The following is a 12,760-nucleotide window of genomic DNA, read 5'->3' as shown; positions in this document are numbered from 1 at the left end:
AATTAAAACAATTCCAATTGCGTGGGAGCATCTACTGCATCTTGTTTGGCTTTGCCTAAATAATTAATAATCATCCCAAACTGTTTGTCGGTAATTCGTAAAACGCTCACTTTACCCAATGGGGGGACAAGTTTATTAATTCGTTTTTCGTGAACATCAGCACTTTCTCCGCTGGCGCAATGCCGAATGTAAACTGAAAATTGCATCATACTAAACCCATCTTTCAATAAATTCCCTCGGAACAGAGAGGCATTCCTGCGGTCTTTTTTGGTAGCTGTGGGTAGGTCAAAAAACACAAACAGCCACATTATTCGGTATCCGTTAAGTTCCATAATTGCGGGTATTTAATTTTTTTCCTGTTTCCTGTAAAACAGTGTTGAAGCGAGCTAGCTGTTTTTTGTAAAGCAACCATCAATGGACTTTTTTCATCTTTAAAATATACAGTTCGGGTGAGTATTTGCAGTATTTCCGATTTCAAAAGTGTATTTAATTCTTGTTCATCATAGCGTTGCATGAGCTCAAAAACTTTTTCGTCAACTAGGGGTCGGAACGGTTCCATAATATCATCGGCAAGGGCAAAAGCATTGTATTTACTCTTATGATGAATACCAAGAGTATTCAATAAACCGCTGCCAGATAGTGCTCTGGCGGTAGCTGCTCTTAAAATTGCATAACCATAATTCAAAAAATTATTGGGGTAATCCCCATAGCGTTCTCGTTTTATTCCGTCTTTTTCCTGATTGGGTAAGGGGAAATTTTTCCAGTATTGTTGTGCTGCAACTCCCTCCATATTGCTGGTGTCTCCACTTAAAACTTTACTGGCTAGAAAGGGGAACGAATTTTTATTTTTAGTTATTTTTTCTAATAATTCGCCTTGATTTTTTATTTTTTCAATAATTGTTTGTTGCCAAAGTTGCTTTTTTAAAGGAATAGAAGCTTCAATTTGATTTTTGAATATTTCTTGTTGAATATGATGGCTGTTGAGGTTGAGAAACATTCCGTTGGGTAAATGATTGTTGCTGCAAATGATTATTGCGGTATTGTTTTCTGTCATTAAGTTCATTGCGGGAATGCTTAAATATATTTCTGGATTATCCAAGACAAGAAAACCAATGTCTTCAATAGGAATAGTACTTTCTCGAACATCGGATTTAATTACTAATTGTAAATTTTTGGCGGTAATCGAAGATTTATTTTCAATTAATATTGTTTTCTTTATCATAATTAAAAAGTATTTAAGTTGTTGTTAGTCAGGGTTTAAAATTATATGTTTAATGTCATTTGTTTTTACGTAAAACCTCATTCAAGTGTTTTTTTTTGAAATATAATTTTGAAGCAATTCACAATAAGGATTATTCCGTTGTGAAAACATTCAAAGCGGCCTCACAAGGGTCGCTTTTTTATTTTAAAAACAAACCTATCTTTGTTGTTTTAAAACACCGTCATGTCCCACCGCCATTTTATCCTCCACAAACCCTACGGCTATTTGAGTCAGTTTATTTATGAATTGAAACGCAAGAAGAAACTCTTGGGCGAATTGCACGATTTTCCAGCAGGAACAATGGCTATTGGTCGGCTAGACGAAGATTCGGAAGGGTTGCTTTTATTGACCACCGACGGGAAAATGAGTGAAATTGTCCGAAGCAAAAAAGTCGATAAAGAATACTATGTGCAAGTGGATGGCATCATCACGCAAGAAGCGATTGATGAAATGAAAAAGGGAGTAGAAATAGGTTTCAACGGCACGAAATACATCACCAAACCCTGTCACTCTTTTATAATTAACGAAATTCCAGATTTTGGACCAAGAGGAAAAAAAATTCGGGACGAACGCCACGGGCCAACAACTTGGGCTTCCATTACGGTCAACGAAGGTAAGTTTCGTCAAGTCAGGAAAATGACGGCAGCAGTTGGTTTTCCTACCTTGCGGTTGGTACGCATTCGGATAGGAAGCTTATATTTGAATGATTTACAAGCTGGAGAAGTGAGAGAAGTTATGAATTTTGAATTATGAGTTATGAAGTTTTAATGCTTACGACTTACTAATTAATACTTTAAAGAAATATGTTAAATATAGTTTTAGTCGAACCCGAAATACCCAATAATACCGGCAATATTGGTCGCTTGTGTGTGGGTACCCAAAGTCGTTTGCACCTCATTCATCCGTTTGGGTTTGTCATCAATGATAAAAATCTGAAACGTTCTGGACTCGATTATTGGGTGCATCTTGACGTAACCGAATATCAAAATATCCAAGAATGGATTACGCAAATTCCAGACAAATCCCGAGTTTTCTTGATGAGTTCTCACGCGACAACATCCATTTATGAAGCCGAATTTCAAGATGGCGATTGGTTGGTTTTTGGTAAAGAAAGTGTGGGTTTGAGTCAAGAAATACTGGGTTTATTTGATCCCAAAAATCATTTAACCATCCCAATGTCACCCCTAATCCGGAGTTTTAATATTGCAAATTCAGTTGCTTTTGTAGTGGGCGAAGCCAAAAGGCAGATTTCAGTTATAAAGTTGCGTATTTAAGATTTGTATCTAATTCCCCCTTCGGTGGTTAGGGGGCTTTTAAGTTATTACAAACTTCCCTTTTTCGTTATCAAAAACAATATGTTCGTCTTTGAATAAGGTATTGAAGCTGCCTTTGGTAATCAAATTACAGGGTTGGTCTTGCACTACCATTTCGGGCGTCATGATAATCATTTCATCTGTAATTTGTATCGCCATATCAATATCGTGAGTCGAGAATAAGATGCATTTTCCCGTTTCATGCGTGAGTTTTTTTAAGAGTTTTAACAACGAAACTTTGTGCAGTAAATCCAAATGCGTAGTGGGTTCATCCAGAATTATCAAAGGCGTGTCTTGTGCCAAAGCTCTTGCAATCAATACTTTTTGGAGTTGTCCGTCGCTGATTTCATAATGCTTTTTATGGGATAAATGGCTAATTTGTGTTAGCTCCATTGCAAGCTGAATTTGCTTTTCGTCCTCGTGCGATAATGTCCCAATCCAGTTGGTGTAGGGCTGCCTGCCAAGTGCCACTAGTTCAAAAACGGTCAAATTACTTGGCGGTAATTGCTCTGTTAAAACGACACTTAAATTTTGAGCTAAATCGAGTGCATCATACGAATGGATGTTTTTGTCATGCAATAAAACGGTTCCTTCTAAAGGTTTTTGGATGCCAATTATCGTTTTTAATAAAGTCGATTTTCCTATACCATTAGCACCAATCAAGGCAATGAGTTTCCCTTTTGCCAAAGCAATAGAAAGATTGGAAGCCACCACCGTTTGTGCTTTTTTATGGCCGTAGCCAATGCTTATATTCGAAGCCTGTAAGAGGATTGGAGTTTTCATTAGCGACTATTTTTTTGTTTCCGAACGAGTAACCAAATCACAATTGGTGCCCCAAAAATAGAGGTTACTGCATTGATAGGCAACGTTAAATCACTTCCAGGTAACTGCGAAATGCTGTCGCAAATCAACATGGTTATCGCTCCAAAAAGCAGCGTACTCCAAAACAATATTTGGTGGTTACTGGTTTGAAATACCAATTTGGCAATATGCGGAACGGCCAATCCCACAAAGGCAATAGGACCAGCAAATGCAGTAATGCTCCCTGCCAAAAGGCTTGTGGCCAAGAGGATTATAAAACGTGTTTTCTTATAATTCAATCCCATACTTTTGGCGTAATTTTCGCCTAGTAGCAACGCATTGAGTGGTTTAATGCACAAAACGCTCAATAGTAATCCTGTAAATACACAAATGGCTAACAATCCAATCGAAGTCCAAGACAGATTGCCTAAAGAACCCATAGACCAAAATGTAAATTTTTGTAACTGTTCTGCGGTGCTAAAATAAGTGAGCGTACTCACAATAGCACCAGTAAAGCTGCCAAACATTAGCCCCACAATTAAAATCGCCATGGTATCTTTTAAACGTAACGAAATGGATAATACCGCTAGTAAAACCAAAAAACTACCCAAACTGGAGGCCATAATAATGGCGTAAGACGATAATAAAAGCGCAGCCAAATACGGAGGCAAAAATCCAGCACCTAGAATAACTATTGCCACTCCCAAACTAGCACCAGAACTCAAACCCAGTACATAAGGTCCTGCCAATGGATTCCTAAATAAGGTTTGCATCAACAAGCCACTAATTGATAATCCAGCTCCAACAATTACGGCTGTAATGGCTTTGGGCACTCTAAATTCTAAAATGATGTATTGCCAAGTTTCTTTGCTGGGCTGGTTGGTAAACAAACAGTTGAATACCTCTTTTACTGGAATAGCAACCGATCCTAAACTAATATTTACTATAAATAAGAGCACTACGCCTAGAAATAGGAGTGAAAATAATAGTGTATTTCGGTTTTTTAAGTGCAAGTTACTGTAGTTTTTGAAAAAAAACGGGTTTGTAATTTGGGAGTAATTCGGGATGAAAAATAGCAATCATGTCTTGCAGTACCCAATCTGGTCTGGATCCTGCCAATTCAAAATACATAATGCCGCCTTTTGCTCCTTTGTTCAAAGCATACGAAAATACTTTTTTATTTTTAAAAGCATCAAATTCCGAGTAATGCGGATTGCTATCAAGCAGTTGTTTTAATGTCGAAAAGTCACCAGGAGCAAACCAAAAATCGGCATTTTTTGCTTGTACTAATACGTTTTCAAAGGGTACAGTGAGACTTCCTGTGCCTTTGGTATTTTGCCATAAATAGTTTGTTTTAGCTTCTTTCAAAAACAGTGCTGCCCAACTTTCGCCTTGAGGCACATACCACTGCTCTTGATACGTGGCACCACAAAGAACGGTTGGTTTTGTGGTTGCTTTTTGGGCTAATTGTAGTGTTTTGGTATACGATTGTTCTATTTGATTAAAAACGGTATTGGCTTTAGCATCTAAACCATATAAGGCACCAAAAAACTTAATCCATTCGGCTTTTCCTAATGGTGATTGTTCGTTCCAGTCGCCATTGAGCAGGACTTTCAATCCGTTTTTTTGTAATAAATCCAATGTTGGATTAGTGGCATTGAGTCCAAAACTCACGATAACATCCGGTTGCATATCGAGTAAAACTTCGGTGTTTAAGGTTTCGTTACTGCCTACTTCTCTTATTTTTCCTTGGTCAATTCGGCTTCTTGTTTTTGATGAAGAGATGTAATCCGTGTTTGGAAATCCAATAATTGTGTTTTCAACGCCTAGTAATTCTAACGGCGGAACGTGGGTTGTGGAGGTAATTACAATGCTTTTTATGGGAATAGTAATTTGTGGAAATGAAGCATATTCTTCAGGAATAACACTTCCTTTTTCTTTCAAAACATAGGTAAAAGTAGTCGTTGCATTTGGCCAAGGTTGCGTCACTTTTAGAACGGAATACTGGTTGTGTTTGTAGATTTCAAAACCTTTGGCGTAATGAATTGTATTGGTGGTTGTCGTGGTTTGGGGCTGGCTTTTTTCCTCTTTTTTGCATTGGAGACAAAAACAAAAGATAAAAATTAAAAGCGCATATTTTTTTAATGTCCTCATCGAAATAGTTTTGACAAAAGTATCATTTTGTTTTTACATAAATCATCTTGTTTATTTTTTTGGTCAAAAGGAGCAACAAAAGGAGTTTGCCATTTGAACTTAAGTAGTGTAACCCAAGAGGAACAATTTCTCAAAAAGCTGCTTTTATTTACCGTAAAAAGCACCTATATTTGCTGCTGTATTGAGGTTGCTGTTTTTTATAAAACGGCATTAAAAGGGAATCGAGTGAAAGACTTCAGTTTTCATATTTAAAGTTTCATGTTGTATCCAATCTGATAGCTAAAAAATTTGTAATCTAAAATCCTAAATCCCGAGCTGTTCCCGCAACTGTAAGCTATAAAAACGTGTTGTTAGCTACAAACCACTGTTTTAAATCGTAGATTTTAGAATTCAGATTTTAGATTTCTCTAAAATTAAAAATCCTAAATCTAAATTGGAATGGGAAGGTAAACAACATGATGCAAGCCAGGAGACCTGCCTTATTTACAATAGTATCAAACTTTCGGGAAAAAAGGTTTGGGTATGGGTAATTTCATGCTTTTCTCCCATTTTTAGTCACATAACAGGATAAACTGTTATTAAAAATGTTTTAAATGAACAACAAAATCGTTCGTATTAGTGCGTTGTGCGTACTAATGACTGCTGGTGCCTGGTCACAGCAAAAAAAAGACACCATTGTCTCCAAGAATCAATTGGACGAAGTGGTTGTTTTAGATTCTAAATTTGCTTTGGCAAAAGAAAAATCAGGTAAAGTAATTACAACAATTACACCCCAAGACTTAAAAAACAATGCTGGTCAAAGCATTGCGAATCTCTTGAATACGGTTGCTGGTATTGAAGTGAATGGGAACAAAAGTACCGCTGGAAAAAATTTAGGGTACTACATTCGTGGGGGCAAAAATGCACAAGTCCTTATTTTGATTGACGGAATTCCAGTTACGGATGCATCTGGAATTGGAATGGAATATGATTTGAGATTGTTGCCTGTTGAGCAAGTCGAGCGCATTGAAATCATGAAAGGTGCCTCGAGTACTTTGTACGGATCAGGTGCTGCTACTGGTGTTATCAACATTACATTGAAAAAATCTAGTAAAAAAGCAATTGCAGGAAATGCTTACATGACTATGGGAACCAATACTACTGCGGTGGCCAAATCGACACAGCTAAACGATTACAATCAAGGGATAATGGTTAATGGTAGCGGTGCCAAAGTCAAGTATTTAGCCTCTTTGAACAGTACCGAAACGAACGGAATGTCACAAATTGCAGAACCTACAAAAAATAGTAATTACGAAAGCGATCGTTTTTCGAGAATAAATACTTTGGCTAGGCTGGGTTACAAAGCAACGGATAAACTAACACTTGATTTTTTTGGTAATTTTGACCGATTCAATTTAGATTACGATGGCGCTTATGATAATACGGGGAGCAACGATGTGAAAGTAAACAATTCGATTTCGAAACAATTTCGTTTGGGATTCACGCCTAAATACAAATATGCAAAAGGCGAATTTAACTTAAATTCCAGCTTCAATAAATTGATTCGTTCCTACCACGATTGGGATAGTTACAGTAATACGGTTGGATTTTCGCAATATGAATCGCGTAGTGTTAACGTAGATGGATTTAATAAATATGTTTTCAACGATACTTTTTTTATTGTTACTGGTGTACAATACCAGTTTCAGGATATGAATAGTAGGACTCCTTATAGCAGTATTGCCAAAGAAAGTACCAAATTTAACATGGTTGATCCCTACTTTACGGGCGTTTATAATTCGGATTTTGGATTAAATTTGAATGTAGGAGTGCGATGGAATAACCACAGCGAATACGGAAACCAATTGGTTTATAATGTGAATCCGTCGTTTGATTTTAAAACAATTCCGTTAAAAGTCATTTCCTCTTACAGTACAGCTTTTGTAACACCAAGTTTGTACCAATTGTACTCTGAATACGGAAATACCGCTTTGACACCAGAAAAAAACAGCACTATTGAAGCGGGATTTGAAACGCAATTACTTGCCAAAAAAATCACCTTGAATGCTGTAGCTTTTTATAGAGAGCAAACAAACTTTATTGGGTTTTACTACAATCCAGTAACTTTTGCGGGCAATTATATAAATATTGATGGTTTAAATAAAGCTAAAGGTATCGAAACCGAAGTGACTTTTGCCTTGAGCAAAAACCTCAAATGGAAATCTAATTATACTTTTACGCAAGTAGACGAAGCTTTTGATCGTTTGATTCCTAAACATAAAGTCAATTCAAGTTTGGATTTTCAGGCGACCAATCGATTGTTTTTTAATGCAACCTATCAATATGTAGCTAGTAGAAATGATGCTTTTTTTGACGGAAATACCTATGCTACTCAAAAAGTTGTTTTAGGATCTTACCAATTAGTTAATGCTTCGGTGAAGTATGATTTGGTAAAAAATAGAATGTCGGTTTTTGCAGCGGTAACGAATATTTTGAATGCCAAGTTTGTAGAAAATGTAGGTTACAATACCCAAGGTAGAAATTTCAAATTGGGATTAAACTTTTATTTATAACCAGAATTTTTAGTTAATTTTTTAGTTCTTAATTCCCGTTTCATGTATTTGAAACGGGTTTTTTGTGGCATAAAAAAAGGCTTTCAGTATCGAAAGCCTTTCTTGTATTTTATGTTTTTCTATTCTAATGCTTTCAATAAACCTTCTGGTGCTTTTTCGAGATACATTTGGTTTTGTAAGCCTTTCATGGCTTTGGCGTCTTTAAAATAGTCAAATGTTTTGCCTTGCGGTTGTTTGATTATTTTGTTTGTGCCTGTAATTTTGCTAATGGCGGTGCTCAATAAAGGTTCGCTAGTATCGCCCAAAACACCAAAAGTACTAATGGTCTCCGCTTGTTGGTAAGTTGGAACCAATCCTGTTTGATAATCACCAAAACCAGCAGCATTCACTATTTTTAGTACCAAAGGTTGCATGGCGTATTTGTGATTTGGATTTCTGTTTTCTTTACCAAAAGTAGGAGAGTCGTATAGCGTTATGGAACCTACATTTTTTCCAATAGTCTTATCACCAATTTGAACTACATCTATAAAAGGTTTCAACCCATTAATAACCAACTCACTAGCCGATGCGGTACTTCCCGTTGTTAAAATGTATATTTTGGTCAATTTCAACATGTTGATAGGCGTAGTTTCTATTTTGTCAGTAAAGAAATTCTTCAAAGCATCCGGATTATTGGTGCTGTAATAGGATTCTACTTTCTCGTTCCATTGTTGTTTGGCAAAAATTTGTCCTGTAAATTGTCCCGTAATCATACTGGCCAATCGCGTTGCAGTTTGTACAGATCCACCACCATTGTAACGTAAATCCAGTACTAAATCTGTAATTTTTCCGTCTTCTTTTAAGGTTCCAAAGGCCTCATTCAACTGGGTATCATAATTTGCAAAAAAACCATTGTACATCATATAGCCTATTTTATGCGTTCCAGCTGTAATGACTTTATTGATAAAAATGGGATTCTCGTTCAAGACCGTTTTTGTTAACGCTACCGATTTTCCGTTATCGACAATGGTCGTTCCATTGTAATAGGCTAGGTTTAGGGTATAGCTATCGGCTTCCAAGAGTAATTTTTGATAATTGGCTACGGTCAATTGCGTCCCATTTACGGCAGTGAACATATCGCCCCGTTTGATGGCTTTGGTAGACGCATCAGAATTAGGCAAAATATAACGTACATATCCAAAAATTTCGGTGGTGCTGTTGGGTTTGTAACTCAAACCAAAATCAACGCCATTATTTTTAGTTGTACCTTGAAAGGATTGTTCTAGGGTCAAATAATCATCTACAATCCAGCTGAAACGGTCAATAGTCTTGGCCACTCGCAAGGCATCAAACAACTCTTCGGGCGTGCTGTATCCTGACAAAAAAGTATTTAGTGCTTCTTGATTTGCAAATTTATCGTCGGCTAGATTGGGAACGCTACTTTGCCATAAATAATACTGATTCATTCCTTTCCAAATAAAGTTTTGGATTTCTAGGTTTTTTGGTGCCGCAACGTCATCGTTATCTTGGCAACTTTGGAAAATAAAAAGGCTTACAAATAAGAACAGCGTAAATTTGATTGTTGTTTTCATGTTTTGAATTTGATTTATAGAATCAACGTAAAAATAGGTACTTTAGTTTTATTTTTAGAACTATTTGTAACAAAAATAAAAGTGTCTCGTCTAGATAAAATAACCCCAGTTAAAAAGTTCCTTTTATGAATCAAAATGAGTTTGTACAGTTAATTGCTCCCTTCAAAGACAAAGTCTTTCGATTGGCCAAGCGATTGCTCATAAGCTCCGAAGAAGCCGAAGATGCGACTCAAGAAATTTTGGTTAAATTATGGACAAAAAACGAAGGATTAGACCGTTATAATAGTGTAGAAGCACTGGCAATGACCATGACCAAAAATTATTGTTTGGATCAATTAAAATCAAAAAGAGCCAGCAATTTAAAAATTGTACACGACAATTATACCGATAGAGAACCCAGTTTACAGCAAAAAATGGAGGATATTGACAGTTTAAATTGGGTCGAAAAAATCATCAATCAATTGCCAGAACAACAACGGTTAATAATTCAACTGCGCGATATAGAACAATGCGAATTTGAAGAAATTGCCAAAATTATGAACATGAACGAAACTGCGATTCGCGTAGCCCTTTCAAGAGCCAGAAAAACGATTCGCGAATTTATGACCCAAACACACCGCTATGGAACACACTAAAATAGAACGATTACTAGAAAAATACTTTCAAGGAGAAACCAGTATTGCTCAAGAAAAAGAGTTGACGAATTACTTTTCTGGGTCAGATGTTGCGCAGCATCTCGAACAATACAAGCCATTATTTGGTTATTTCTCTTTAGCAAAAGAGCAAACGATATCCCGAGAAATACAACTAAAAACTAAAAAAAGCAGTTTTGCTTGGTTGTCTATTGCGGCTTCGGTTGTTGTTTTACTCGGCGTTGGGATGTATGTTTACACCAGCAGCAATCCAGTTGATGCTCATGAAAAATTAGGAACTTATACCAATCCTGATGAAGCTTTCAAAGCTACCCAAAAAGCATTAGCATTATTGTCTAATCACGTAAACACCGGCATAGGAAGTGTGCAGTACATTCAAGAATACGATAATTCCAAAGATGAAATCTTTACTAAATAAGAGGAAGTCAAAAAACAAAAGTCAAAAATTAAATCAAAAAATTAAAAACAAATAACAAAATGAAAACACTATTTTCAAAAAACAGTACTATCGCAACTACTTCATGGATCTCAAAAGGATTTTTTACACTACTTTTAATACTCCTTACGAGTCCCTTTTTTGCGCAAGCGACTTTCGATAAATTTGATGGTCAGGACGATGTCACTTCGATTGTTGTCAACAAGAAAATGTTTGAATTGATGAGTAAAGTCAAAGTGGATGCCTCTGACAAGGAAACGCAACAATACCTGAATCTTATCAAGAAGTTAGACAACCTCAAAGTGTTTACCACCAAAAGTGCTAGGGTAGAAGGGGAAATGAAAATTGCTGCCGACAAATACATGAAAACCGCAGGATTAGAGGAACTCATGCGCGTGAATAACAACGGCAGAAACATCAAAATACTTGTAAAATCAGGGGTTAAAGATTCACAAATAAAAGAATTGTTGATGTTTATTGACGGTGCCAAAGGCGAAGATACCGTTTTGATGTCTTTGACAGGGGATTTCGATTTGAACGAACTTTCGGTCCTTACCGATAAAATGAAAATTCCCGGTGGTGACGATTTGAGAAAAGCAACCAAAGGAAAAAAGTAATATGAAAGCCATTTTTAGCCTTGCCCTATTTTTAAGTTTGTTCTTGGCCAGTTGCCATTCAGAGCCTAGTTTGCAACAGTATTTTGTAACCAACACCGAGAACAAAAACTTTGTAGCACTAGACCTTTCGCCCAGTATTTTGAATATAGAACCGTCTAAATTAACGGTGACCCAAAATAAGGCATTACACTCGTTCGAGAAAATGAATGTTCTGGCCTTTAAGGTAAATCCTAAAAATCAGCAAGAGTTTGTCACCGAACGCGCCAAAGTAGCAGCGATTTTAAAGGATACCATGTACCAGCAGCTCATTAAATTTGGCTCGGGCAAGGAAGGTGCCGCCATTAGTTACGTAGGTTCCGATGATCATATTAATGAGTTTGTGTTGTTTGCCAACAAAAAAGAAGCTGGTTTTGCCGTAATAAGAGTGTTAGGTAAGGATATGAATCCAGAGAATATTATGACCTTACTCTCTATAATTAAAGATTCCAAAATTGATTTGGCTCAACTACAACCGTTACAAGAATTGATTAAAAAATAAAACAATTATCCAGAAATTAAAAACCCCTTTCGAATTTTAGGATTGAAAGGGGGTTTTTGTGTTCTACGGGTCATTATCTTTTCCAAAATTGGTTTAATTCCTGATAGGTCCCATTAAATACATTGATGTCAATATCGAAGTCGGTACCAGGAATATTGTACCAGCAATTTCCTGTTTTGGTACAATTTATTTCGGAGCTGAATTGCCATAAGCTAACTTTTCTCCAAACTTTATTATTTAAGTTGGGTAAAGTTATTACAAACCTTGCGTACCAAAGTGGGCATTTAGCAAAAACACTATTTTGATTGTATTCCAAGTTGATTTCTTTAAAAACCTTGTTGTTTACATACACAATTGGGTATTTTTTTGTTTTTTCATATATCCGGTTAATGAATTTTTCGGCATTTGCAAGGGGCATATATGGTTTTTTTGGGTTCTTTACATCCAATTCATAATCTTCAATATCTATAGCCATTGGTTGATTCAGATTGTTTTTTATGATGTTTAAATAAAAATCAGCTTGCTTTATAGGGTCTACTAAATTGCCTAAATGATAGGAAGCAAAAAGCAAATGATTCGTTTTTGTAATTTTGCATCGACTCACATATTTACTATCAGCGACCAATCCCTCCGAAGCTTTGTGTATTATTCCCATCACTCTTTTGTCGGTTATCAGTTTCTCGAAAACTATTTTATTTCCGTGATATGGGTCAATAATAATTGGAAAATCTTTGTTATCCCATGGTCTTGTGTTGAAATTATTGTTTTGCGCATAAAACGGAATCACAAACAATAATAGAGCGGTTAAGATGTTGTTTTTCATGGTTTTAAATTTAATTTTTTTTTATTGTCTTGTTGATGTCT

14 protein-coding genes and 1 riboswitch are annotated in these 12,760 nt (G+C 36.2%); of the genes, 7 read left to right on the top strand and 7 right to left on the bottom strand.

The window, feature by feature from the left end; genetic code table 11:
• Positions 1–2: 2 nt before the first annotated feature.
• Together cas2 and cas1 are read right to left on the bottom strand one after the other, a co-directional pair.
• On the bottom strand, positions 3–332 hold the full coding sequence (gene cas2 / locus FNW21_RS09945; protein WP_144256590.1) for a CRISPR-associated endonuclease Cas2: 330 nt from the start codon (positions 330–332) through the stop codon (positions 3–5).
• Positions 308–1,222, bottom strand: coding sequence for a type II CRISPR-associated endonuclease Cas1 (gene cas1 / locus FNW21_RS09940; protein ID WP_144256589.1), 915 nt, complete (start codon positions 1,220–1,222; stop codon positions 308–310). The genes cas2 and cas1 overlap by 25 nt, the downstream gene beginning before the upstream one ends.
• Before the next feature lie 222 nt (positions 1,223–1,444).
• Here cas1 and FNW21_RS09935 point away from each other — a divergent pair, with 222 nt between their 5' ends.
• Both FNW21_RS09935 and FNW21_RS09930 read left to right on the top strand, forming a co-directional pair.
• Complete coding sequence (locus tag FNW21_RS09935; RefSeq protein WP_144256588.1) at positions 1,445–2,014, top strand: pseudouridine synthase; 570 nt, start codon at positions 1,445–1,447, stop codon at positions 2,012–2,014.
• Positions 2,015–2,064: 50 nt separating this feature from the next.
• On the top strand, positions 2,065–2,535 hold the full coding sequence (locus FNW21_RS09930; protein WP_144256587.1) for a tRNA (cytidine(34)-2'-O)-methyltransferase: 471 nt from the start codon (positions 2,065–2,067) through the stop codon (positions 2,533–2,535).
• Positions 2,536–2,574: 39 nt separating this feature from the next.
• On the opposite strand, the gene FNW21_RS09925 is transcribed toward FNW21_RS09930, so the two are convergent.
• From FNW21_RS09925 to FNW21_RS09915, 3 genes are read right to left on the bottom strand one after another with little or no spacing between them, the layout of a single operon-like run.
• The gene (locus tag FNW21_RS09925; RefSeq protein ID WP_144256586.1) at positions 2,575–3,357 is read right to left on the bottom strand and encodes an ABC transporter ATP-binding protein; all 783 of its coding nucleotides are present in this window, start codon (positions 3,355–3,357) and stop codon (positions 2,575–2,577) included.
• Complete coding sequence (locus FNW21_RS09920) at positions 3,357–4,388, bottom strand: FecCD family ABC transporter permease (RefSeq protein WP_144256585.1); 1,032 nt, start codon at positions 4,386–4,388, stop codon at positions 3,357–3,359. The genes FNW21_RS09925 and FNW21_RS09920 overlap by 1 nt, the downstream gene beginning before the upstream one ends.
• Before the next feature lies 1 nt (position 4,389).
• Positions 4,390–5,529 carry an ABC transporter substrate-binding protein gene (locus FNW21_RS09915; RefSeq protein WP_144256584.1) on the bottom strand — a complete coding sequence of 380 codons (1,140 nt, stop codon included), beginning with the start codon at positions 5,527–5,529 and terminating at the stop codon, positions 4,390–4,392.
• A gap of 168 nt (positions 5,530–5,697) precedes the next feature.
• Positions 5,698–6,025: riboswitch (cobalamin riboswitch) on the top strand.
• Between the two features lie 97 nt (positions 6,026–6,122).
• Here FNW21_RS09915 and FNW21_RS09910 point away from each other — a divergent pair.
• On the top strand, positions 6,123–8,081 hold the full coding sequence (locus FNW21_RS09910; RefSeq protein WP_235889618.1) for a TonB-dependent receptor plug domain-containing protein: 1,959 nt from the start codon (positions 6,123–6,125) through the stop codon (positions 8,079–8,081).
• Between the two features lie 119 nt (positions 8,082–8,200).
• On the opposite strand, the gene FNW21_RS09905 is transcribed toward FNW21_RS09910, so the two are convergent.
• Positions 8,201–9,652: a S41 family peptidase gene (locus FNW21_RS09905; protein ID WP_144256583.1), complete on the bottom strand. Its 1,452-nt coding sequence runs from the start codon at positions 9,650–9,652 to the stop codon at positions 8,201–8,203.
• A 125-nt stretch (positions 9,653–9,777) separates the two neighbouring features.
• On the opposite strand from FNW21_RS09905, the gene FNW21_RS09900 reads away from it, so the two are divergent.
• The 4 genes from FNW21_RS09900 to FNW21_RS09885 are packed head-to-tail and all read left to right on the top strand — an operon-like array spanning position 9,778 to position 11,896.
• Positions 9,778–10,287 (top strand): RNA polymerase sigma factor, encoded by a 510-nt coding sequence (locus tag FNW21_RS09900; RefSeq protein WP_144256582.1) that lies wholly within the window; start codon positions 9,778–9,780, stop codon positions 10,285–10,287.
• Positions 10,274–10,723 (top strand): hypothetical protein, encoded by a 450-nt coding sequence (locus FNW21_RS09895; RefSeq protein ID WP_144256581.1) that lies wholly within the window; start codon positions 10,274–10,276, stop codon positions 10,721–10,723. The genes FNW21_RS09900 and FNW21_RS09895 overlap by 14 nt, the downstream gene beginning before the upstream one ends.
• 59 nt (positions 10,724–10,782) lie before the next feature.
• On the top strand, positions 10,783–11,358 hold the full coding sequence (locus FNW21_RS09890) for a DUF4252 domain-containing protein (protein WP_144256580.1): 576 nt from the start codon (positions 10,783–10,785) through the stop codon (positions 11,356–11,358).
• 1 nt (position 11,359) lies between these two features.
• A complete protein-coding gene (locus tag FNW21_RS09885) occupies positions 11,360–11,896 on the top strand; it encodes a DUF4252 domain-containing protein (RefSeq protein ID WP_144256579.1) in 537 nt (178 codons plus the stop codon).
• Between the two features lie 73 nt (positions 11,897–11,969).
• Here FNW21_RS09885 and FNW21_RS09880 read toward each other — a convergent pair whose 3' ends face one another.
• Complete coding sequence (locus tag FNW21_RS09880; RefSeq protein ID WP_144256578.1) at positions 11,970–12,719, bottom strand: glycoside hydrolase family 25 protein; 750 nt, start codon at positions 12,717–12,719, stop codon at positions 11,970–11,972.
• Between the last annotated feature and the right edge of the window lie 41 nt (positions 12,720–12,760).

The organism is Flavobacterium restrictum (assembly GCF_007097245.1).
In the GTDB taxonomy this organism is placed as follows: Bacteria; Bacteroidota; Bacteroidia; order Flavobacteriales; family Flavobacteriaceae; genus Flavobacterium; species Flavobacterium restrictum.
The sequence above is the reverse complement of the archived record's forward strand: the minus strand, read 5'-3'. Positions and strand labels throughout refer to the sequence as shown.

Bases quoted from the DNA above. Each gene is read 5' to 3' on its own strand.
- FNW21_RS09930 (WP_144256587.1), top strand. From the start codon at position 2,065: ATGTTAAATATAGTTTTAGTCGAACCCGAAATACCCAATAATACCGGC.
- FNW21_RS09925 (WP_144256586.1), bottom strand. From the start codon at position 3,357: ATGAAAACTCCAATCCTCTTACAGGCTTCGAATATAAGCATTGGCTAC.
- FNW21_RS09880 (WP_144256578.1), bottom strand. From the start codon at position 12,719: ATGAAAAACAACATCTTAACCGCTCTATTATTGTTTGTGATTCCGTTT.
- FNW21_RS09935 (WP_144256588.1), top strand. From the start codon at position 1,445: ATGTCCCACCGCCATTTTATCCTCCACAAACCCTACGGCTATTTGAGT.
- FNW21_RS09910 (WP_235889618.1), top strand. From the start codon at position 6,123: ATGAACAACAAAATCGTTCGTATTAGTGCGTTGTGCGTACTAATGACT.
- FNW21_RS09905 (WP_144256583.1), bottom strand. From the start codon at position 9,652: ATGAAAACAACAATCAAATTTACGCTGTTCTTATTTGTAAGCCTTTTT.
- FNW21_RS09895 (WP_144256581.1), top strand. From the start codon at position 10,274: ATGGAACACACTAAAATAGAACGATTACTAGAAAAATACTTTCAAGGA.
- FNW21_RS09890 (WP_144256580.1), top strand. From the start codon at position 10,783: ATGAAAACACTATTTTCAAAAAACAGTACTATCGCAACTACTTCATGG.
- cas1 (WP_144256589.1), bottom strand. From the start codon at position 1,222: ATGATAAAGAAAACAATATTAATTGAAAATAAATCTTCGATTACCGCC.
- FNW21_RS09915 (WP_144256584.1), bottom strand. From the start codon at position 5,529: ATGAGGACATTAAAAAAATATGCGCTTTTAATTTTTATCTTTTGTTTT.
- FNW21_RS09900 (WP_144256582.1), top strand. From the start codon at position 9,778: ATGAATCAAAATGAGTTTGTACAGTTAATTGCTCCCTTCAAAGACAAA.
- FNW21_RS09885 (WP_144256579.1), top strand. From the start codon at position 11,360: ATGAAAGCCATTTTTAGCCTTGCCCTATTTTTAAGTTTGTTCTTGGCC.
- cas2 (WP_144256590.1), bottom strand. From the start codon at position 332: ATGGAACTTAACGGATACCGAATAATGTGGCTGTTTGTGTTTTTTGAC.